Annotated in this window: 20 protein-coding genes; 9 read left to right on the top strand and 11 right to left on the bottom strand. The window is 37.0% G+C overall.

The features are described from left to right. Positions 1 to 19: 19 nt before the first annotated feature. On the bottom strand, positions 20 to 340 hold the full coding sequence (locus tag VIG73_RS11640) for a hypothetical protein (RefSeq protein WP_331642157.1): 321 nt from the start codon (positions 338 to 340) through the stop codon (positions 20 to 22). Between the two features lie 85 nt (positions 341 to 425). On the opposite strand from VIG73_RS11640, the gene VIG73_RS11635 reads away from it, so the two are divergent. Beyond that, a complete protein-coding gene (locus VIG73_RS11635; RefSeq protein WP_331642155.1) occupies positions 426 to 1,238 on the top strand; it encodes an undecaprenyl-diphosphate phosphatase in 813 nt (270 codons plus the stop codon). Between the two features lie 36 nt (positions 1,239 to 1,274). Here the strand turns inward: VIG73_RS11635 and moaD are convergent, their stop codons facing one another. The 3 genes from moaD to VIG73_RS11620 form a co-directional block, all read right to left on the bottom strand. Next, positions 1,275 to 1,508: a molybdopterin converting factor subunit 1 gene (gene moaD, locus VIG73_RS11630; RefSeq protein WP_331642153.1), complete on the bottom strand. Its 234-nt coding sequence runs from the start codon at positions 1,506 to 1,508 to the stop codon at positions 1,275 to 1,277. Between the two features lie 92 nt (positions 1,509 to 1,600). Continuing rightward, entirely contained in the window at positions 1,601 to 1,912 is a 312-nt protein-coding gene (locus tag VIG73_RS11625) for a metal-sulfur cluster assembly factor (protein ID WP_331642152.1), read from the bottom strand. A gap of 79 nt (positions 1,913 to 1,991) precedes the next feature. Next, positions 1,992 to 2,756: a prolyl oligopeptidase family serine peptidase gene (locus VIG73_RS11620; RefSeq protein ID WP_331642151.1), complete on the bottom strand. Its 765-nt coding sequence runs from the start codon at positions 2,754 to 2,756 to the stop codon at positions 1,992 to 1,994. Between the two features lie 124 nt (positions 2,757 to 2,880). On the opposite strand from VIG73_RS11620, the gene VIG73_RS11615 reads away from it, so the two are divergent. From VIG73_RS11615 to VIG73_RS11600, 4 genes are all read left to right on the top strand, one after another. Next, complete coding sequence (locus VIG73_RS11615) at positions 2,881 to 3,708, top strand: Cof-type HAD-IIB family hydrolase (RefSeq protein WP_331642149.1); 828 nt, start codon at positions 2,881 to 2,883, stop codon at positions 3,706 to 3,708. 106 nt (positions 3,709 to 3,814) lie between these two features. After that, a complete protein-coding gene (locus VIG73_RS11610) occupies positions 3,815 to 3,952 on the top strand; it encodes a hypothetical protein (RefSeq protein WP_331642147.1) in 138 nt (45 codons plus the stop codon). A 1-nt stretch (position 3,953) separates the two neighbouring features. After that, positions 3,954 to 4,148, top strand: a complete 195-nt coding sequence (locus VIG73_RS11605; RefSeq protein ID WP_331642145.1) for a DUF3813 family protein — start codon at positions 3,954 to 3,956, stop codon at positions 4,146 to 4,148. Positions 4,149 to 4,333: 185 nt separating this feature from the next. Further along, on the top strand, positions 4,334 to 4,597 hold the full coding sequence (locus VIG73_RS11600; RefSeq protein ID WP_331642144.1) for a NifU N-terminal domain-containing protein: 264 nt from the start codon (positions 4,334 to 4,336) through the stop codon (positions 4,595 to 4,597). 63 nt (positions 4,598 to 4,660) lie between these two features. Here VIG73_RS11600 and VIG73_RS11595 read toward each other — a convergent pair whose 3' ends face one another. Beyond that, on the bottom strand, positions 4,661 to 5,506 hold the full coding sequence (locus tag VIG73_RS11595) for a YitT family protein (protein ID WP_331642142.1): 846 nt from the start codon (positions 5,504 to 5,506) through the stop codon (positions 4,661 to 4,663). A gap of 120 nt (positions 5,507 to 5,626) precedes the next feature. Here VIG73_RS11595 and VIG73_RS11590 point away from each other — a divergent pair, with 120 nt between their 5' ends. Both VIG73_RS11590 and VIG73_RS11585 read left to right on the top strand, forming a co-directional pair. Next, positions 5,627 to 6,487 carry a DegV family protein gene (locus VIG73_RS11590; RefSeq protein ID WP_331642140.1) on the top strand — a complete coding sequence of 287 codons (861 nt, stop codon included), beginning with the start codon at positions 5,627 to 5,629 and terminating at the stop codon, positions 6,485 to 6,487. A 453-nt stretch (positions 6,488 to 6,940) separates the two neighbouring features. Then, complete coding sequence (locus VIG73_RS11585) at positions 6,941 to 8,164, top strand: hypothetical protein (protein ID WP_331642138.1); 1,224 nt, start codon at positions 6,941 to 6,943, stop codon at positions 8,162 to 8,164. Positions 8,165 to 8,222: 58 nt separating this feature from the next. Here VIG73_RS11585 and VIG73_RS11580 read toward each other — a convergent pair whose 3' ends face one another. Then, entirely contained in the window at positions 8,223 to 9,716 is a 1,494-nt protein-coding gene (locus tag VIG73_RS11580; RefSeq protein WP_331642136.1) for an alpha-amylase family glycosyl hydrolase, read from the bottom strand. A gap of 64 nt (positions 9,717 to 9,780) precedes the next feature. Beyond that, positions 9,781 to 10,161, bottom strand: a complete 381-nt coding sequence (locus VIG73_RS11575; protein ID WP_331642134.1) for a YisL family protein — start codon at positions 10,159 to 10,161, stop codon at positions 9,781 to 9,783. Between the two features lie 174 nt (positions 10,162 to 10,335). Between VIG73_RS11575 and VIG73_RS11570 the strand changes: the two genes are divergently transcribed. Further along, positions 10,336 to 11,529, top strand: a complete 1,194-nt coding sequence (locus tag VIG73_RS11570; protein WP_331642132.1) for an ornithine--oxo-acid transaminase — start codon at positions 10,336 to 10,338, stop codon at positions 11,527 to 11,529. Positions 11,530 to 11,571: 42 nt separating this feature from the next. On the opposite strand, the gene addA is transcribed toward VIG73_RS11570, so the two are convergent. The 3 genes from addA to VIG73_RS11555 all read right to left on the bottom strand — a co-directional run bounded on the left by addA (position 11,572) and on the right by VIG73_RS11555 (position 19,523). Beyond that, positions 11,572 to 15,282 carry a helicase-exonuclease AddAB subunit AddA gene (gene addA / locus VIG73_RS11565; protein WP_331642130.1) on the bottom strand — a complete coding sequence of 1,237 codons (3,711 nt, stop codon included), beginning with the start codon at positions 15,280 to 15,282 and terminating at the stop codon, positions 11,572 to 11,574. Continuing rightward, on the bottom strand, positions 15,283 to 18,780 hold the full coding sequence (gene addB / locus VIG73_RS11560) for a helicase-exonuclease AddAB subunit AddB (RefSeq protein WP_331642128.1): 3,498 nt from the start codon (positions 18,778 to 18,780) through the stop codon (positions 15,283 to 15,285). Between the two features lie 80 nt (positions 18,781 to 18,860). Next, positions 18,861 to 19,523 (bottom strand): TVP38/TMEM64 family protein, encoded by a 663-nt coding sequence (locus VIG73_RS11555; RefSeq protein ID WP_331642126.1) that lies wholly within the window; start codon positions 19,521 to 19,523, stop codon positions 18,861 to 18,863. Positions 19,524 to 19,728: 205 nt separating this feature from the next. On the opposite strand from VIG73_RS11555, the gene VIG73_RS11550 reads away from it, so the two are divergent. Beyond that, positions 19,729 to 20,097 (top strand): hypothetical protein, encoded by a 369-nt coding sequence (locus VIG73_RS11550; protein WP_331642124.1) that lies wholly within the window; start codon positions 19,729 to 19,731, stop codon positions 20,095 to 20,097. On the opposite strand, the gene VIG73_RS11545 is transcribed toward VIG73_RS11550, so the two are convergent. Continuing rightward, a complete protein-coding gene (locus VIG73_RS11545; RefSeq protein WP_331642122.1) occupies positions 20,075 to 20,605 on the bottom strand; it encodes a competence protein ComK in 531 nt (176 codons plus the stop codon). The genes VIG73_RS11550 and VIG73_RS11545 overlap by 23 nt on opposite strands. Positions 20,606 to 21,401: the final 796 nt, after the last annotated feature.

Raw genomic sequence — 21,401 nt, 5'->3', positions numbered from 1 at the left:
AGGGTTTCCTTTATGTTTTTTAATACCAAGGTAATAATGCTAGTGCCGTAAGAGCCGCAAGAGGTATAACGAGTCTTCTAAAACGTCCACCAGGATAGCCATAACCTGGGTAACCGTAAAATTGATCACCAAAGCCTCCATATGGACTCACATAAGGCGGATAAAAGTTTCTCGTTTGATCCCTTTCATAAGCCTCAATAGGTATGGCAAAATAGGCATGTTCATCATCCAACCCTGTCATAATTCCATCAAATGTCATGCCGTCTGTTGTCTCAACTAAGACATATGCATGTAGATGCTCTTTACATAAATCATACATTGACTGATTGTTCTTATTCATTTTCCTCCTCCTCAACATAGCCTATTCAAGAGCCTAAATACAGGTGACAGGAGAAAATGAAAAAACTTTATTAGGGGGAAGCACAATGGAAATAACAGAATCCATTCTAACGCTTATTAAATACTTTATTCTCGGACTTATTCAAGGCTTTACAGAGCCAATTCCAGTATCGTCAAGTGGTCATCTCGTTATTTTTCGGGATTTATTCGATGTATATGTAGAAGGTCTTTCTTTTGAAATATTGGTCAACTTCGGCTCATTAATTGCTGTTTTAATGGTTTATTGGAAAGATATTATCCGCCTCATTAAAAATGGTTCCCGCTTTATCTTTACTCGTGAACAAGATGCTAAGGAAGATTTTTACTTTATTGTTTATTTAGTCATCGCAACATTACCAGCGGGTATTATTGGTGTCTTATTCAAAGATAAAATTGGTGACATTAGTACAGCATCGACAGTTGGTATCACGTTAATTATTACCGGAATTGCCTTGTGGATTATCCGTAATCTACGTGGGAGAAAAAATGACGGTGATTTAACATGGAAAGATGCTGTTATCGTAGGTTTTGCACAATCAATTGCTCTCATCCCTGGAATTAGTCGATCGGGTGCTACCATTGTTGCTGCCATGTTACTCGGTATGAAACAAGAAACAGCATTGCGCTTTTCATTTTTATTATATATTCCTGTAAGTCTCGGAGTAACCATTTTATCTGTTGATGATGTAATTAGTGACCCAACATTTGAATGGGCTCCAAATATCATTGCGTTTATCGCATCACTCGTGGCCACGTACTTTGCACTTAAATGGTTTATGAACGTCATGGCTCGTGGTAATCTTAAATATTTCGCTTATTATTGTTTTGTCGTTGGGGCATTGGTTATATTCTTTATGTAAACAAAAACGTGTCTGTTGTTATGACAGACACGTTTTTTAACCTCCACTGACAGGTGGGATAAAGGCCACGGTATCACCTGCTTCAATCCGTTCATCCTCAAGTACATATTCTTCATTAATAGCTACCATAATTTGAGCACTTGTTTGAATCTTATAGATTGAAAATAATTTCTGCTTTAACTCCTTTACTGTCATGCCTTCCGCTTGGATTGAAATTTTTTCTTTTCCCGTATCTTCTCGTAATTGAGCGAACAATAAGACATCAATCATTTTTACTCCCCTTTCTTTAAAGTGAATTTTCCCATTATTCATTACAAATAAGTAGGTTAATCCTTTTATAAAAGAATTAACCTATATATTCATTAATCTGGGATACCAAGTGCTATTTTCGCATATCGTGACATCCGATCTTTTGACCATGGTGGATCCCAAACAATATCAACTTGAATATCCTTTATTTCCGGAAAGTCTGCTAATGCACGGCGTACATCCGCTTCGATATGACCAGCTAATGGACAGCCCATTGATGTTAGGGTCATCGTCACTTTGCATAAACCATTATTATCCATATCGACATCATATATTAAGCCAAGGTTGACAATATCTATGCCTAACTCTGGATCTATGACATTTTCAAGCGCACCAAGAAAATTCTCTTTCAATGCTTCATCCATGATATTACCCCCTCTATATATCTTATCTTTATTTAAACATATTTACATCTTTTTTCAAGCGATAATCATTAGGTTCTCTTTAACCCAAATGTTTTTTAAACCATTTTACAGTCTCTAAAATAGCAAATCGACTTACTTTATGATCGCGCCCAACCTCTTTGATAAAGTGAAGTTGTTTCTTATTTTTATACATGTCACGTGCCGATTGATAGAACGTGTAGGAATGATCAAAAGGAACAACCGGGTCTTTATCACCATGCCAAAATAACAATGGACGCTCTGCTAAGTGGTCCATATGCTTCGCTAAATCAATTGTATCTAAATTAGAAAATAATGTTTTAACTTTTTCTTCTGGAAGCGCCGGGTTATCTGTCTTTTCATATTCCTCAATCATCATCCTGGCAAAGTCTGATAATTTTGGGCTCCCCATCAACACAGCAGCAGTATGAATCCAAGGATATTTAACGAGAGATGCAGATGTCGTAATGCCTCCCATACTCGTTCCAGCTACACCAAATAAATCATCCGAAATAAGACGTTCATCTTGAACATATTCATGGATTGTTTGTAAGTCGGCGACATTTTGTATCACGATATCCCAAAACGCTAATTGCTTTTTTAAGAAGGTCGTTTTCCCTTCCCTTTCCCCATGCAAAATACTATCTGGTAAAATGACACGATAACCTTCTTCCGCTAAAAGGAAAGCAATCGGTAAATCATGTTCTTTTGCACTTGTGAAACCATGGAAATATGTAATAACTGGTAATGGTTTATTCGCTGTTTCGCTATCCACAACGACTAAACATGGGATGTCATTTATTTTTACTTTTTCTACTTGAATCACTCTAGCGAACCTCCTCGATTATTTGTATTTCCCTCTTTATCATATAGTGTTTAACAACATCTGAAAAGGAAAAACCTTTACTAATCTAATATTTATTTATACACTTATAGCGAGGTGAAATGTTATGAAAAATGGGAAACATTTAATTGCTCTCGACCTTGACGGAACTTTATTAACAGGAGAAAAGACGATAAGTTCATATACAAAGGAAATTATTTTTACAGCGAAGGAAAGAGGTCACATTGTCGTCATTGCAACAGGGCGTCCGCATCGCTCAAGCATTCATTATTATAATGAACTTTATCTTAACACACCTATGGTCAACTTCAATGGTGCGCTCGTTCACCATCCAAAAAACAAAGCTTGGGAAAGTTCACATAATCCCCTAGATCATAGGACAGCTCTAAGAATCGTTGATGCGTGTTATGACTTTGCCCGGAATATGATGGCTGAAGTCCAAGATAATGTCTTTTTAGATCAACATGATCAAAAGTTTATTGATACATTTTTACAACATACCGATCAATTACCATTTACAGTCGGACGCTTACACAAACAATTACGTGAAGACCCAACATCTTTACTCATCTATCCTCACGAAGAATATATTGATGAATTAAGGGAACATTTAGACGAGGTACATGCAGATTGGATTGAACATCGTAAATGGGGCTCACCATGGCATATGATTGAAATTGTAAAAAAAGGAATGAATAAGGCTGTCGGACTAGATAAGATAGCACAATATTATCATATCCCGAAAGAACGAATTATTGCATTTGGGGATGAAGATAATGATTTAGAAATGATTGAATATGCTGGAGTTGGTGTAGCTATGGATAACGGAATCGATGAATTAAAATCAGTTGCTAACTATGTCACTGACACAAATGATGCAGATGGTATTGGAAAATTTATCGAAGATTATTTAAACATCGGAGTTAAGCCTTAGACTATGTCTCTTAATGATTGTAAATATTACCTTTATAATTTAAGCGTTATTTTCTCATACTAGTAGCGAACGCCATCATCATTCATATCTTCCGAGGGGGTCCGACATGACGTCAAAACAAAAACAAGCTCATATTTCTCAATCGACTTCAAAAGAAGAAAAACAACGCGCCAAACGAACTCTGTTCACCGACCAGAACCGAAAACAAAAAGAAGCTTCCAAACACACAGTAGGAGGATTTTGATATGGAAAAAAGTTTATTCCAGCAAGCTAGAGATTTGGTCACAAATCTGACGAATATGGGTGGGAATGCTACTGAACAAGATAAACAAGCCGCCCAAAATGCCATTCAAGCGGCTTATCAAGACTGTACACCTGAAGAAAGAACTCATCTCCAACAACTTGAACAACAATTAGAACAAAATAACCAATTAAAATAAAAGATGTTCATGATGGTAATTACGGAATCATTTAAAAAAATGACAATGGGTTACTTTAAGTGAACGAAAGCTTGAAGGGTGCTATGTAATGGCACCCTTCTTTTGCTATGCATAGATGTTTTTCTTTTGTCTTTGTCTGTTTTTTTGCTAAAATAGATACAAGTATGTCTAGGAGGGATACAATTATGGGTGTACGTGCAGAGGAAACGCCGAATCCAAATGCAATTAAATTTACAACGGAAAAAATAATTTTCGCAGGCACAGACAGTATTTCTGTAATGCCTGGTGAAACAAGTGAACATGATATCTTGAATGATTTAATGAAATTAAATGGTGTCGATAATGTCTTTGGATATCAAAATTTCATTACTGTAAATAAAGCATTTGATGCCGAATGGGATCAATTAATCGAACAAGTAAAAGATGTTTTTCATAAACATGGTTACTAAGTACATAGAGATAAAGACAAGCCACCTTTTAGGAATTTACCTTCTAGGTGGCTTGTCTTTAGCTTACTCATCTCGCCGAAAGAACCCAAGAACACTAGTTGTCTGTACGATATTCGTAAAGGCTCTAGGATCAACTTGTCTAATGATTGTTTCTAAATCATACAGTTCATAACGCGTAATCACTAAATAAAGCATATGCTTTTCTTCATTAGAGTACGCTCCTTTAGCTGGTAAAATTGTAATACCACGAATTAATTTATCATGAATTGCTTGCTGTAATTCATCTTTTTCCTTTGTTATAATCATTGCTGTTAATTTTTGATAACGTGTATGAATCGCATCAATGACACGCGTATTAATATACAAGGATAAAAGTGTATATAACGCATTTTCTGGTTCATAAAGGATGCCAGCAGCCCCAATGATTAAGGCATTAAGTGCGAGAAAATAAATACCAATCGGACGATCTTTAATACGTGATAAAACTAATGCAATGATATCCATCCCACCAGTCGATCCCCCAATACGAAGCGTTATGCCTACACTAGCACCACCAATTAACCCACCAAAAACCGCATTCAAAATAATATCTTCTGATACTTGAAGCACAGGGAGAACCTCTAAGAACAAGGTTGTAAAAGCAACAGAAACTAAGCTATAAACCGTAAATGCTCTCCCTACTTTCAACCAACCTAAAATAATAACAGGTATATTAAACAGGAAAAGTAAGATACCCGTACCGACATTCATATTCAGAAAGTCATTAAATATACTTGATACAAGCTGGGCTGCCCCAGAAAAACCACTCGCATAAACATTCGCACCAATAAGAAAGAAATTTAATGCGATGGCATTTAATAAGGCACCTATAATTACAATAAACGTCCGTTTTACTTCTTTTAAGACCATAAAATCGACTCCTTTTAGTCGGACAAATAAATCACCGATAAATAACCAATATATTTTGACTAAAAAACTTTCTACATATAGACTTATTAATAATACAATAATTCGAATGAAGGTGAAACAATGAATGTAAAAATCCTTGTCGATTCAGCTTGTGATTTAACTGAAGAACAGTATAATGCCTACGGGATTGAGATGATTCCGTTAACGGTTCATCATGATGATACAGAGTATAAAGATGGGATTGACATTGCACCTAAGACAATTTATGATGCCATGCGTGAAGGTAAAAGTCCAACGACCTCACAAGTCCCGTTACAAACGTTCAAAACCATTTTTACAGCATACGCTGAAAAAAAGCAACCACTATTATATTTAGCGTTTTCTTCTGAACTCTCGGGTACATACCAAACAGCTAAAATGATGGAACAACAAGTTCGCGATGAACACCCAGATGCGGACATACATGTGCTCGATACAAAGTGTGCATCGATTGGCTATGGCCTTGTTGCCATAAGAGTAGCCCAACTAGCAAATGAAGGCGCCTCTATGGAGGAATTGATTAAAATGGCCTCTTACCATGCCACACATATGGAACATATCTTTACTGTAGATGATTTAACTTATTTATACCGTGGAGGACGTGTAAGTCGAACGGCTGCATTTGTTGGAACGTTACTAAAAATTAAGCCAATCTTACATGTCGATTCGGGAAAACTCATTCCAATCGAAAAAATACGTGGTTCAAAACGGTTACTCGACCGTATATTAGAACTGATGGATGAGCGTGGTGTTGATTTTGAAAATCAGGTCATTGGTATTAGCCATGGCGATGATTTGGAGCGTGCAAAACAGCTCGCAGCTAGGATAAAAGAAAAATATCCTGTAAAAGACGTTATCATTGAGATGGTTGGCGCAGTCATTGGAGCCCACTCTGGTCCAGGAACACTTGCTTTATTCTTTTTAAATAGTTCTTATAAATAAATCATATCGGCAGAGATTGCTATTTAAATAGTAGTCTCTGCTTTTTTTCGACCTTTTATTGACAATTTACCAAAAGGGCTTGTCTCTCATTAAATACTCCTTCATGATAAAGTAGACTCGGTTCATGTGGAGCAAATAATTCACATGAATCTTAGTCGCACTTATTTCGAAGCTTGGTAAATAAATGTTCATTTATTTGCATAAGTGCAGGCACACTACCTGACTTCGATACCAGCTCGTCAGTCAGTGTGTTAGCTTTAGCTGCACTTAACTCCAACGTACAGTCGACGTGACACAGGACGTGCAAATTAAAGGCTTTTCGGTGATGCGAATAACCGTAGTCCCAGGCGTTGCGACAGGACGTCGCGTACTTAGCCTGCCTTTACCTGCCTGCGGGAGTCTTAGTAACGCCGCGGAAACAAACATACATCATAAGTTTTAGGAGTGGAAGTTATGCCTACCTATTTAAGACATACGGTATTTTCCTTTTTTATTATTGTCGCATTAACAGGAATCTGGATGCGTTTGATTCCATTACATTCGATTGATTTAATCCCTTACACACATTTACTCCATGGGCATTCACATTTAGCGTTTTTGGGGTGGGTGTTCCTTGGTTTAATACTCATATTCCTCAAACTATTTTGGCCTTCTATTAGGGCTAAGAAACAAATCATTCCAATGACAATTACTTTGATTATCGTAACGATTCTTATGTTTATTGCTTTCTTATATCAAGGATATGCACTCTTCTCTATTATCTTATCAACCTTACATATTTTCATACAGTATTGGGTAGCAATCTTTATTTACCGAGAAATGAAACAGCTATCAATGCCAAGTTCCGCTTCATTATTTATGAAAGGCGGCTTAGTGACTTTAGTCATTTCATCTTTTAGCCCATTTTCATTAGGGTTTATTGCTGCTAAAGGGTTACAAGACTCCCCTTTCTTTGATATGGCTATTTATTTTTATTTACATTTTCAATACAATGGGTGGTTTTTCCTTTTTTTAATCGGATTATTTATAGCAATCATCCATCGAAAGAACATCCATTTTAATCAAACTTTATTAACATACGCTTTTTGGCTATATTTTATCGCCCTATTTCCTAGTTATTTACATTCCATTTTATGGGCTGAATTAGGCCGTGGAATGACGATTCTCTCAGCAGTTGGTAGTATTGGGCAATGGATTGCTGTTTTATTAATCTTGATTAGTTTTAAAGAAATTTATCAAGCGATATCATCATACTTCGGAAAGCTGTTCACCATTACGGTAAAGTTAGTCTTTATACTCTTATTTGTTAAGCATACCCTTGAGCTTGGACTGATGATTCCGGAACTGGGGACTTTAGTCTATGAATCACGCTCTGTTATCATAGGTTATCTTCATTTAACTTTGCTTGGTTTTGTTAGTCTATTTTTATTTATACAGTTCTATATGATTGGTTTATTTAGAAAAAGCTCGATAACCGTTTTTGGCTTCTCCGTATTTATCATTAGTTTTTTACTTAATGAAGGTTTATTGTTTATGCAGGGCTTGACAGAGTGGACGACTTTACCGGTTTTCCCATACATATTAGAGGGCTTGCTATTAGCAAGTATTCTTTTGGCTATCTCAGGCTTTTGCTTATGGTATTCTAGTAGAAATAACTCAATAGAAAATATATATTAAACAGATGAATAAAAGGATGTCCCTTTGGTCTTGGGACATCCTCTATTCACACATATATTTAAGCCTGTTGTTTTTGTTTTCTACTTAAATGGATGACGGATCCAACAAACAGCAAAAACACAAGTGCAATTGGAACGATAAACAACCAATTTATACCTGAATTTTCCTCAACAATATATACTTCTTGCGATTCGCGTGAAATACCAATTTTGAACTCGCCATCTTGATTAGCTCGTACTAAATCATCGCCCAACAAACCTCTTAATTGATTTTTTGTATCAATTTCGGTTAATGTCGCCTGGCGTGATTCATTATCATTATTAATAACGATATATAGTGTTTCATCCTGATATGAACGTTTAAATACACTCATACCTTTATCTATAGAAACCATGTCAAAATCACCATGCTGTAAGGCAGGAAATTGTTGGCGTAACGATGCGATTTGCGTAAAATATTCCTTTACCTCAGGTTCTCCACTATTAAATTGCATTAAATACATCATTTCTGGATAACTTTTTCCGTACATTGGTATTTCAGATCCTTGATAAATATAAGGCACACCTGGTGTTGTATACATATAAGTTAATGCTAATTTCCAAGCTGTTACTATATTTCGCCCTGCTTCAGAGAATTTATGAGTAAACCGCTCACTAAATTTATCATCAATTTGAATTAATGTATGCTGATTTCCCACATCTTTCCATACATCATATACACGTGAAATCGGTTCATTGACTGTTGAAAGAACATCACTTAGAGTTTTTTGTACATTTTTATTTTCAATGAGATCAAATGTCATATCAGTAAAAGCATCGATATTTACTTCAGAAGAAACATTAGCTAACAATATTAATTCTGGATGATTAGATTTTAGTTTGGTTGTATAAGTTTTTAAAAAATCCTGATTCGCTTTGTCTGCGGCATGGATTTTCAGACCGTCAACGTTTGTCTCTGTAATCCAAAACTCTGCCACATCAATTAAATAATCAACAACTTCTGGATGTGATTGATTTAGAGCAACGGCTTCTTTCAACCATGGTTCCTCGTCATCATTAATTTCTTTATCTTGATCAATCCAGTCTTGTTGTTCTGTTTTTTTTGAAATTGGATGTGTTTTAGCTATATAATTAGGCACCATTTCAAGAATAACTTTTATCTCTCTTTTATGTGCCTCTTCTACCAACTGTTTGAGGTCTTCCATTGTCCCAAACTGTTCATCGACTTCATAGAAATCTTCTATCCAATAACCATGAAAGCCGTCTTTTGCATTCGCCATGACAGGCGATAGTGTAATTGTTGTAAAACCTAAATTTTTAATATCATCTAGCTTCATGATAATTCCCTGGAAATCGCCACCATGGTAAGCATAAGGGTCATCTGTTCTTACTTGTTCGCTTTTTTGTTGGTTACCATTATTAAAGCGATCAATAACGATATCATAAATAATCTCCTCATTAAGAGATGTCTTACTTTTTTCTTCTGCAGTAACAATCCACGGGAAGCTTAGGAGCAATCCACTAATCAAAACATATAAAGTCAATCTCTTCATACTATTTCCTCCACGTCAAAATAAGACTATCTCGCCCACTACGAGATAGTCTTATTCGTTTATATTACCCGAATAAATGAACGCCATATGGTAGGCGACCAAATCCTAAAACCAAGGTCAATAAGAAAGCAATTACAAACTGAATCCATGCACCTTTTGCTGAACGGCCTTTAGCCATTCGAACTGCAATCATTTCCATAGCCATAATGACCCAGAGTCCAAGAATCGTTTTACCAATCACTTCGCCAAGCATTGCCCCTGTTGCAAACTTAAAATACTCGGATACTAACAAACCGCCTGATATTAAAATAATAATATAGAATAAGCGTAAAATCATATGGGATATTTTTGCACCTTTTTGATTGCCTGCACGGTGTAACATAACAACAACAATCAATAGGATTATTGCTACAACCCATGACGTAATATGTAAATGTGTGTTCATTTAAATGAATTCCTCCTCATTAGAATTTAATTCTACTTTAATACTAATCATAACATGTTTATGTGAATTAATCACGAAGAAATATGACGACTATTTTAATTATCATGTGTAAACTGTATAATAGAATATGTAAACGCTTTATTTTTATAACAATCATGAATTGGAGGGCTACATATGACAAAAACAAACCAAATTATTGAACAAACTGAAACATACGGCGCCAAGAATTATCTTCCATTACCTGTTGTCGTTTCCAAAGCAGAAGGTATTTGGGTAGAAGATCCTGAAGGCAATCGTTATATGGATATGCTAAGTGCATATTCTGCAGTGAATCAAGGTCATCGTCATCCGAAAATAATTAAAGCTTTGAAAGACCAAGCCGATAAAGTGACTTTAACATCACGCGCATTTCATAATGACCAACTCGGTCCTTGGTATGAAAAGGTATGCCAATTAGCAGGCAAAGATATGGCACTACCGATGAACACAGGGGCCGAAGCAGTTGAAACAGCGATTAAGGCGGCGCGCAGATGGGCCTATGATGTTAAAGGCGTTCCGGAGAATAAAGCAGAAATCATTGTTTGTGAAGGTAATTTTCACGGAAGAACAATGGCGGCGATTTCATTATCTTCAGAAGCTGAATATAAACGGGGATTTGGTCCCATGTTACCAGGGATAAAAATTATTCCATATGGTGATATCGAAGCGCTAAAATCAGCCATTACTGAAAATACAGCGGCATTTCTATTTGAACCGATTCAAGGAGAAGCGGGGATTATTATTCCTCCCGAAGGTTTTCTTAAAGAGGCTTATGATGTTTGCCAAGCAAAACATGTTCTTTATATGGCTGATGAAATTCAAGCAGGGTTAGCACGTAGCGGAAAAATGTTCGCCTGTGATTGGGAAGATGTGACCCCTGATGTTCTCATCTTAGGAAAAGCCCTTGGCGGTGGCGTAATGCCAATATCTTGTGTTGTCAGCAACGAAGAAATTCTCGGTGTGTTCAATCCTGGTTCACACGGCTCTACTTTTGGGGGCAATCCACTCGCTTGTGCGGTTTCAATCGCTGCGTTAGATGTCATTGTTGAAGAAGATTTAGCCGCTCGTTCTTTAAAGTTAGGTAACTATATGATGGATGAATTAAAGAAGATTAATAACCCGATTATTAAAGAGGTTCGTGGTAAAGGTTTATTTATCGGTGTGGAATTAACAGAATCAGCACGTCCTTATTGTGAAGCATTAAAAGACCGCGGTCTCTTATGTAAAGAAACGCATGAAAATGTTATTCGCTTTGCTCCACCTTTAATTATTGAGAAGGAAGATTTAGACTGGGCACTAAAACAAATTCATGACGTTTTAAAAGCTTAGAAAAAAAGCAGGAGCATATGCCCCTGCTTTTTCTTTAGCTACTTATTGCCTAGGCACATTGATAAGCAGTTCCTTAGCAAAAAAGTAAAGATAAACGGCTTTAACAGGTTGTTGCCAAATTTTTTCGATTGCTTGACGATACAAATTCATCTGTACCTGATAACGTTTGATTAACTGACTCTTAATGTCTTCTGTCGCGTCATGTTTTATGCGATCTGTTTTATAATCTAAAATAATCCAACCTTCATCTGTAGGAATAAGGCAGTCGATTACCCCTTGAATTAATACTTCTTCCTGCTTGGAATGATCCCAATGACGGTAAACATCTTTAGCGGGTAATGTTAAACTAAACGGGACTTCACGATATACTTTTTCAACTGTCATCATGTATTTAGCTATTTCAGTTGCGAAGAATTTTTCTATCGCTTTAATATCAACAATTTCCGCCATATCGGCACGAAGCATTTCTCGATCGACAAGACTTTGAATAAATTCATTGATTTCTTCGTGATTTAATGCCTTTGCAAAAGGTAGATGTTGCATCACTGTATGCATAGCTGTTCCTTTTTCGGCTGCAGATATTGTTTTTTCCTTTTGCATAAAGATGGGGCGTTTCGTAATCGGCGCCTGGTATGGTAAGACGAGCTGGTCATCACTATACTCATCAGGCTGTTCTTGTTGACGTTTGATTTCTGTCACACTTTGCTTTGCTCGTGAAACTTGTGCCAAGCCGTGTGCATATTTGAATTTAAGCCGTGTATCGATTTCTGCAAACTTTGCCTTATCAGTTGTCTCAACAGGCTTCCATTCTACTACATGATCCTTAATCTGTTGTTCCGATATACTTACATCCGTTTCATGAGCCATGAGTTCGCTCCCGTGAACTACTTGGATGTTCCAATCAGATATATCCTGCTTAATTTCTTGAAGTACCTTTTCCCCAATTTCCTCCTCTCTTAATACACCATTCTTTTCATGGCGAATAAGAGCAGGCGCAACCCAATCAAGATATGTTTTTGATTGACTTCGGTAGTAGGCAGGAAGTACCCAAGTTGGATGGTTTAACATCTGTTCCCAAGCTTCACGTTTTTTCGCAAATGAATTAACATTCCCTACCATGACTAGCTTTTCTTTTGCACGTGTTAACGCAACATACAATACGCGCATCTCTTCAGCTAATTGTTCTCGCAACTTTTCTTGTTTCACGGCCTGTTTATACAAGGTTGAGTAAGTGATACGTTTAATCGGATTAATATAATTGCTCGCAAAACCAAGGTCCTTGTGTAATAAATAACGTTGCCTTAGATCTTGAAGGTTAAACTCATTCCCCATCGCTCCAACAATAACGGCAGGAAATTCTAATCCTTTACTTTTATGAATTGTCATCATACGAACAACATCTTCTTGTTCACTTAATGCTCTTGCAGCCCCTAAATCATCACCTTGTTCCTCCATCCGTTCAATAAAACGTAAAAAGCGGAATAGCCCACGAAAAGAAGTCGCTTCATAAGCCCGCGCTCGGTCATATAAGGCACGTAAATTCGCTTGCCGTTGTCTTCCTCCCGGCATACCGCCAACAAAATCGTAATATCCCGTCTCACGAAATATATTCCAAATCAGCTCTGACAAAGCCCCTTGTCTTGATTGCAACCGATAGCGTTCAAGTTGTTTGAGGAATCGCTTTATTGTTTCTGCTGTGTCATCATCATTTTGTCTAACATACGTTTTAAGAGCATGGTAATAATCTGCTTTCTTATCTACAAGACGAATACGTGTCATTTCATCCTCATTTAACTGCACAATAGGCGAACGTAAAACAGAGGCCAAAGCGATGTCTTGGCGAGGGTTGTCAATCGCTTTTAAAAAGCTAATCATAACCTTTACTTCAATCGCTTCAAAATATCCCGTTGACAATTCAGCATAAACAGGAATTCCCTGCTTCTTCAACTCATCAACGATAACAGGTGCCCATGTCAATGAACGCAATAAAATGACAATATCACGATATTGAATATCTCTTTGTGCTTGTCGCTCTTTATCAAATACTTGTAATGGCTTTTTGATCCATTGTTTAATTTTCTTCGCATAGACACGCGCCTCAAGCTGTGCTTTTTCTAAATCTAAGTAGCTCTCTTCTGCTATTTCAGGCTGTTCATCAGGTTTTTCACGATCAATAATGATGAGTTCAGGTTTTGCCTCAGGTAAAGGAAAATCATCGTAAAGGGTATTTCCATAAACCAATTCGGCGTCTTTCGTATAGTTCATTTCACCGAGTGTTTCATCAATAATTTGTTTAAAAATATAATTCGTCGCGAATAAGACGTCTTTACGGCTCCGGAAATTTTTTGCTAAATCAATGCGTTCAGCAGGATGATTTTCTTCTTTAAATGCATTATATTTTTCAATAAATAGTGTCGGTTCAGCATGTCTAAATCGGTAAATACTCTGTTTGACATCGCCAACCATAAAGCGATTCCCCGGTCCTTCCTGTTCGCTGACAAGACGTAAAATCGTTTCCTGAACATGATTCGTATCTTGGTATTCATCGACTAATACTTCACTGAATTGCTCTTGTAATTTCTTTGCAACATTGGACGGAACAATGTTTGACGGTTGAGACGATTCATCCACAAGAAGAGCGAGACAATAATGCTCTAAATCTGAGAAATCCACGACACCCTTCTCATTTTTCAACTGAGTAAAGCGCTGTTTAAAATCAATCACAAGTTCGGTTAATTGTTTCACAACTGGGGCTAAGTCACGCATATCTTGAACATGACTTGACAAATCACGTACAAAATAATCTTCAATCATGTCAGTCCAGCGGTCTTTATAACGGTTACGAATCGCCTTGACAGATTCTTTTTTGTCTTCGTTACATTCCATCCGTTTTCTAGAAAGCTGCTTAAATTTTCTAGATTGCATATATGATTGTAATGTTTCCCAAGATGTTAGAAGATTTTTCGCTTCTTCTAACATCAATTGGTCTTGCTCTAAAGTTTCTATATACGTATATGGACCATCACTCTCTTGAGCAACTTCAAGAGCTAGCTTAACCTCTTGTTCAATGGCTTGGAATTGTTCATTAACTGCTTCTTTTATAATTGTTAACCATGGCAGATCATGTTCTGTCCACGTTTCAGGAATATCATATACATCACTTAACTGATTAAGCCACGCTTCTGGCCATGGGTTTTGCATAGCAAATTGATAAAGTTTTAAGATTAAATCCTCGACATCTTTATCACTACGGTCATTTGAAAAGCGATCGACAACAGCGAAAAAACGCTCTTGTTCCTCGCCTTCCTTCCCATACCAGTCTTCAAACAATGTCTCTAATACTTCTTGTTGCATTAAATCGCCTTCAACGTCATCAACAATCCGGAAACTTGGATCAAGATCTAGTAAATAGGCATGTTTCTTAACAATATCTAAGCAAAATGAATGCAATGTCGAAATCGATGCTCGTTGTAATAAAGATAGCTGCCGTTTTAAATGATTGGACGATGGATTCTTTGATAATGCTTCTTCTAAAGCATGCCCTACTCGATTACGCATCTCCTGTGCCGCTGCATTTGTAAACGTAACAACAAGTAGTGAGTCAATATCAATTGGTTCATCCTGCTGCAATATTTTCTGAATAATACGTTCGACAAGGACAGCCGTTTTTCCTGAACCAGCTGCAGCAGCGACAAGAATATCTTTCCCTGATGTATAAATGGCTTGTTCTTGTTCTGTTGTCCATGTTACCATTTACTCTTCTCGCTCCTTTCTTAGTTTTGCTAAGACCTCATCATCTTTCATATCTGATAGTTTATGGAATGCATTCGTTTCTGTTAATGGATCGAATTGACACACAGACTTGAATGGACAATACGTACACGCGTCTCTATTTTTATATTTGAATGGATTCAGCTCAATATTGCCACCTGTCATATCTAATCCAGCACTTCTCATGAGTTGGTGAATATGTTCTTGTAAGATAGAAAAAGTTTCTTGATCTGCTACTTTCGAATGACTATAAAATCCACCATTTTTTTTCAAACCTGCTGGAATAATTTGACTCGTCCCTGATTCTAATGATGTATCCATCAATTGGACAACACCTTCATCAGCAATCAGGAGTCCTTTCATTTTGTATTGCTTAAAGATCTCTTTTTCTAATGCTTGTTCATTCAAATGCGGTTTACCCGAAATCATCGGGTTATGCACGTGGAAATAAAGCACCCCTGCTGGCGATGCCTTAATTCCGAGCCATTGTTCCGAGTGGGCTAATACGACATCTAAATATGCAAGCATCTGTAATGCTAGACCGTAATAAACTTCAAGTAAATTCAAGCTATGATCACTTGATTTATAATCAATGATTCGTAAATATAGTTGTTCATCTTTCTGAGCACGATCAACACGATCAATTTGCCCCCGTAAAATAAGCTCATAACCGTTTGGTAATGTTAAAGAAATTGGCGGAAGATCGGATTTCTCACTGAGACCAAACCCTAACTCTAGCCCAATGGGTGAGAAGTCACTTTTTCTCGCTTGTTCACTCAAAATAAATGTCGCTCGCGCAATAACCTGCTGTAACTTTTTTTGAATATATTGATAGCGATTTGAACTATATAATATTTGATGTTGTAAAACGGGTGCTAATCGACGAACAGCTCGTTTTGCATAGCCATTCGCATCATCTTTTGTTAATAGAGCATAATCCGTCCCCTCTTCTTGAACCCACTCTGTAATGATTTTCAAAGCTTCATGGAATAATTGTCCAATATCGGGCGCATCTAACTTATATGTGCGCCTTTCTTGTAGACCGAGACTATATCTTGCAAAGTGTTGAAAGGAACAACGATAATATGTTTCTAAACGCGACACACTTGCTTTAATTTTCTTCGGATATAATTTTTTTACGGTCGTTTGCGATAGGTTAGTCGGCTTATTTTCATAGAACAAACTTTGTAAGACATTATAAGATGTACCATTCTTTGGATGATTGATTATATACCAATTTAACACATGCCACCAAATTTCTTTCATTGGATAACCTCTTACATAGCGCGATAATTGTGCTGTTAATGCGGCACGTGTTTTTTCTGGTGTTGTTATAAACCGTTCTGCCTCAATTAATTCATCAGGATCCTGTAATAGCAAATGGGTCATTCCCTCAGGAAATAATTGCTCTAACTTACGAATCAGTTGTGAAGGCATTTTTGCCTTTCCTTCTTCATCACTAATCGGATAACTTACCCATAAAAATTCACTGGCAGAAGTAAAGACGAGATACATATAGAACCAATCATCTAATAATTGACGTTTTGTCGTATCTGCTAATTTCATACCGTGATGAGCCAATAGTTCGCGTTCCTCTTCGTTGATCACACTGTCAGCCGGTGGTTTCAGTGGCCATAACCCTTCATTAACACCTAATAAAAACGTACATTTCTTGCCACTGATTCGGGAGCGATCAACAGAACCAACGATAACATGATCCATACTTGGCGGGACATGGGCAAATTTCAATGAAGCAAGTCCTGCCTCAATCATTTCACGAAAGATAGTAAACGGCATATTCTCATCCCCCGCCATTTCTACAATTTCATCGAACAGTTGGATGAGTGCATGCCACACTTGTTCTTGTTCACGTCCTTTTTCTATTTGACCTGCTTCATCATAATGACTACGTAATTGTTCTAACCTTCTAGGGACTTGTAATTTTTCAAGCAATAAATAAATGAGTTCGCAACGCTCTTGAATCGTCTCCGCCTGTCTCATCGCTTCATCAAAAGAACGTAATGGTTCTACGACCTGTGCGCGATACCGATTTATCTTTTGTTGCATGTCACGTTCATCATCTGTTTGGGTCTTTCGCTCAAAGCCACGGAATCGTTGAAACACCCATTCGTCGTCTGAGAACCAGCTTGAACGAGAACGAATACCATACTCTAAACAATAGTTTTCTAATTCATCAATCGCATCAGCAGTTAAAGGATAGCGTTCATCCTGAATTGGAATAAATCCTGTCTTCAGCATCCGAAACACAGCATCATAACGCCAATTTCCATGAATAACATCTAAAATAGAGCGAATAAATTCAATTAAGGAATGATTTAACATCGAACGTTTATCATCAATAAAGACTGGAATATCATAATCTGTAAATATCGTATCGATTAAATCATGATAGGTTTCCGGTTCACGAATAAAAATAGCAATATCGCGAAATCGATAATCATTGTCTCGAACGAGTGTGAGTATTTCTTGGGCAACTCCTTCTATTTCAGCTCGTGGATGTACCGCCTCACCAAGTTTAACCGGGACTTCTCCTACATATTCAGGAACAGGACGTGTATCAAAATGTTTCTCTAAATGAGCAAAGTAAGGATGAACCTGAAAACGATCTTTTTCAGCTTCCAAACGAATATGTGGTTCGATGCTAATTTGATTTTCGGCGGCCAATTGTTTTAATTGATGGTATGTTTCCGTCGTTTGATAAAATAAATCAAGTTCAGACACATTTTCTTTTTCCGGGTTATCAACTGTCAAAGCGATCGTTACTTTGCGACATGTTTTTAAAAGTGCTTCGATAACGCGCAATTCAATCGGAGTGAAACGGTGGAATCCATCTAAATAAACCTCCGCTTCTTGCATTAATGTTGCTTGAGGAATCTTCTCAGCAAGAAGCCTTAACTCATCCTCACCATCTATATAAGTATCTTTTAAAGTGGTAATTAACCGGTCATAAATATATGTTAAGTCATCCAATTTATTGACTAGTGCTTTTTCTGCTGGGTATCGATGAACAAATTGATTAATCACAGCTTGCTGATTAAGTAACATATTTGGTGTGATTTCATATCGTTTAAATTCTGTCATGATCGCTTCTAACTGATCGAGAAATCCTTGCTTCTCAGTAGCCTTTTGAAAAACAAGCCATTCCCCTTGCTTCTCTTTAAGAATCTTACGGAGCAACATTTGGATTCCGACAGAACTAATGTATTGCCGTGTAGCACCACCTGTTTCCTGAAAAATCCGCCAAGCTAAACGGGAAAAACTAACTACTTGTGTCCGTATACTACCTGTAAATTCAGGATCACGAAACAAAGTATATTCTTGATCAAATGTCATTTGATCAGGCACAATATAAAAAATCGGCGGCCCTTGTGGTTCTTGAAGTGACTTCTTCTTTATTTCTTCAAACATGAAACCACTTTTATCTGTTCCTGATCTTCCTACAATAAAACGGAGCGTCATTTTTCTCCCCCTTTAACTCAAAATAAAAAGTTTCTATCTTCTTATTCTAACAAAGATAGAAACTTTCCCATAGCAACAACTTATTGATATCGATCTCCAATCGTTGTTCCTGTTCGATTAAAGTGTTTTTTTTGCTGTAATCTTTTTTCAATATATTTTCCTATCGCCCAAAACAGACCGATAAAAACAACTACTAAAATTGTTTTTAGTGGATTTTTAGCGAACGACGCAATGCTTGAACCGACATATGCCATTGAAAAAATCATAACCGCTTTACCTAGGATAATTGCTAAGACATACTGGTAAACCCTGATTTTCGATAAACCAGATACAACATTAATAACCGATGAGGGTGAAAACGGGAAGCTGAGTAAGATAAATAATGGACCGAAACCATGTTGCTCAACCCAACCTGTTACTTTATGAACTTGCTTGTTATTTCGAATACGCTTTAAAAACTTTTTCTTGCCAAGTTTACGTATAATCATAAAGACAGTAATATCTCCAAGAATTGAACCCAACCATGAATACAAAAAACCTTTCAATAATCCGTAGGCTGCAGCATTCGCAAAAACAAATACAAATAACGGTAAAAAGGGAAAGAAAGATTCAATAAACGGCAGAAAAATCCCTGGTAAAGGGCCTAAACTTTCATATTGGTCTAATAATTCAACAATATACTGATCAAGATTACCTTCATCATAATATTGTTTCCAATCTGATAGGATGTGTTGGACGTACATGAGCAAAATCTCCTTAAAGTGTCTGTTCTAGCGAAAAGTCATTATGTATACCTATTATTTTAAAGTATGCACTGTCGTATGTATAGTGCTTATTAAGAAAAAGCGCCCCTTTCTTATCATTTCATAATTATATTATTTTATTTTTGTTGCATTTTTTTCTTATCTCAGCATATAATAGAACAGACGTTCTTATGAGGAGGCTGTCATGATGCGTTATTTGAGCAAACAAGAATTACAAATTGCTTCTCGCTTCCTTTTCCTTTCTATGGCAATCATCGTCATTCGGCAAGATGTTAACCATATTCGAAATGGCCAATTCAAGATTAAAGAACCATACATCACATTGCTAGAACACATGCTTTCTGTCGCTTTAAATGAACGCAAAACGTTGCGTAAACAGATGAGAAATTTACAGTTGCAAGTACTCTTAACAGGTAAAAATGATTCATTTTCATCTTATCTTTTCATTTGCCAAGGGCGAGAAGAACAGCGTAATTACTTCAACCCAGTGATTCGTAAAAAAGTAGAATATATCATTCAAGAACTTATGTTTAAGGCTCAGGATCTAAAATAGGATTAGGGTCTAGTGGTGGTAGGTTTTTAAGTTGTTTCAAACGACTATCAAGTAAGTAGCGAAATTGTGCAGTACGTTGAACTTGGTTAATTATCGAGCCAAACGATACATTGAGAAGAAGTTTTCTACCGTTTGTAAATACAATTTCCGAATGTTGTTTTGGTGCTTTATTGACCCGCTTGATGTGTGTGTGTGAAATCCACGAACATTGCGCGTTGGCTGGTGAAATAGTTGGAAAAAAATACATTCCACTCATTGGATTAATAGAGATAGGAGCTTTATGAGTAATACCACAAATATCTCGTGTCCCTTCTTGCCGCCCTTTTAAATTTGCTCCAAAGTAACGACAAGCATAATCAATCATTTTAGTTGGCGTTAATCCACTGATATAATGCTCTTCATCTTCATCCAAAATCCATGAGCCAATATGACCATATTGATCTCGATCTGCAACAACTGCTAATGTTAGAGGAGTAATTTCATATGATGGAGTGTAAAATTTTTCCATTCAAACACTTCCCTTCAATGAAAAGAAAGAGGCTTGTATATTAATTTACCAAATAAATTGAAAAAAGTATATAGAAAAGTAGCAAAAATTGAAAAAGAATCATTCCTTTTCATGAATTTTGTTATTTTCTATGTTTTTACAGGAAAATATATTCATTTTTTGTAAAAAAACCACAAAATAGTGGCTTGTACAAAAGTATTTTATCAAAGAAAAATCCAAACCAAGAGCATATATACCGCTTCGGAAAGATACTTCGATTTTAGCCGGTGGCTGGTGAGCATCGGACGCACAGGACGTGCTAGTGTCGATGACGTCACAGGACGTGACGATTATTGTCATCGACCTCGTGCTAACGCATGCAACACGACCTCTCACGGCTGAAAAGCATGACGAGACAACGCATTGAAGCTTCAATACAGCCTCTCGCGAATGAAAAGCAGTACGAGGCAACCCATTGTGACCTCAATACAGCCTCTCGCGAATGAAAAGCAGTACGAGGCAACGCATTGATGCCTCAATACGGCCTCTCGCCGATGAAAATCAGAACGAGACAACGCATTGTGGCTTCAATACAGCCTCTCGCGAATGAAAAGCAGAACGAGACAATGCATTGAAGCTTCAATACAGCCTCTCACCGAAGAAAATCAGAACGAGACAACGCATTGATGCCTCAATACAGCCTCTCGCCGAAGAAAATCAGAACGAGACAACGCATTGAAGCTTCAATACAGCCTCTCGCGGTTGAAAAGCATGACGAGGCAACCCATTGTGACCTCAATACAGCCTCTCGCCGATG

The organism is Cerasibacillus sp. (assembly GCF_036516575.1).
Classification (GTDB): Bacteria; Bacillota; Bacilli; order Bacillales; family Amphibacillaceae; genus Cerasibacillus.
This window is presented reverse-complemented; position numbering and strand designations above follow the sequence as displayed.

Excerpts from the sequence above, each read along its gene's own strand:
- VIG73_RS11640 (WP_331642157.1), bottom strand. The coding sequence starts at position 340 with ATGAATAAGAACAATCAGTCAATGTATGATTTATGTAAAGAGCATCTA.
- VIG73_RS11635 (WP_331642155.1), top strand. The coding sequence starts at position 426 with ATGGAAATAACAGAATCCATTCTAACGCTTATTAAATACTTTATTCTC.
- moaD (WP_331642153.1), bottom strand. The coding sequence starts at position 1,508 with ATGATTGATGTCTTATTGTTCGCTCAATTACGAGAAGATACGGGAAAA.
- VIG73_RS11625 (WP_331642152.1), bottom strand. The coding sequence starts at position 1,912 with ATGGATGAAGCATTGAAAGAGAATTTTCTTGGTGCGCTTGAAAATGTC.
- VIG73_RS11615 (WP_331642149.1), top strand. The coding sequence starts at position 2,881 with ATGAAAAATGGGAAACATTTAATTGCTCTCGACCTTGACGGAACTTTA.
- VIG73_RS11610 (WP_331642147.1), top strand. The coding sequence starts at position 3,815 with ATGACGTCAAAACAAAAACAAGCTCATATTTCTCAATCGACTTCAAAA.
- VIG73_RS11605 (WP_331642145.1), top strand. The coding sequence starts at position 3,954 with ATGGAAAAAAGTTTATTCCAGCAAGCTAGAGATTTGGTCACAAATCTG.
- VIG73_RS11600 (WP_331642144.1), top strand. The coding sequence starts at position 4,334 with ATGGGTGTACGTGCAGAGGAAACGCCGAATCCAAATGCAATTAAATTT.
- VIG73_RS11595 (WP_331642142.1), bottom strand. The coding sequence starts at position 5,506 with ATGGTCTTAAAAGAAGTAAAACGGACGTTTATTGTAATTATAGGTGCC.
- VIG73_RS11590 (WP_331642140.1), top strand. The coding sequence starts at position 5,627 with ATGAATGTAAAAATCCTTGTCGATTCAGCTTGTGATTTAACTGAAGAA.
- VIG73_RS11585 (WP_331642138.1), top strand. The coding sequence starts at position 6,941 with ATGCCTACCTATTTAAGACATACGGTATTTTCCTTTTTTATTATTGTC.
- VIG73_RS11580 (WP_331642136.1), bottom strand. The coding sequence starts at position 9,716 with ATGAAGAGATTGACTTTATATGTTTTGATTAGTGGATTGCTCCTAAGC.
- VIG73_RS11575 (WP_331642134.1), bottom strand. The coding sequence starts at position 10,161 with ATGAACACACATTTACATATTACGTCATGGGTTGTAGCAATAATCCTA.
- VIG73_RS11570 (WP_331642132.1), top strand. The coding sequence starts at position 10,336 with ATGACAAAAACAAACCAAATTATTGAACAAACTGAAACATACGGCGCC.
- addA (WP_331642130.1), bottom strand. The coding sequence starts at position 15,282 with ATGGTAACATGGACAACAGAACAAGAACAAGCCATTTATACATCAGGG.
- addB (WP_331642128.1), bottom strand. The coding sequence starts at position 18,780 with ATGACGCTCCGTTTTATTGTAGGAAGATCAGGAACAGATAAAAGTGGT.
- VIG73_RS11555 (WP_331642126.1), bottom strand. The coding sequence starts at position 19,523 with ATGTACGTCCAACACATCCTATCAGATTGGAAACAATATTATGATGAA.
- VIG73_RS11550 (WP_331642124.1), top strand. The coding sequence starts at position 19,729 with ATGATGCGTTATTTGAGCAAACAAGAATTACAAATTGCTTCTCGCTTC.
- VIG73_RS11545 (WP_331642122.1), bottom strand. The coding sequence starts at position 20,605 with ATGGAAAAATTTTACACTCCATCATATGAAATTACTCCTCTAACATTA.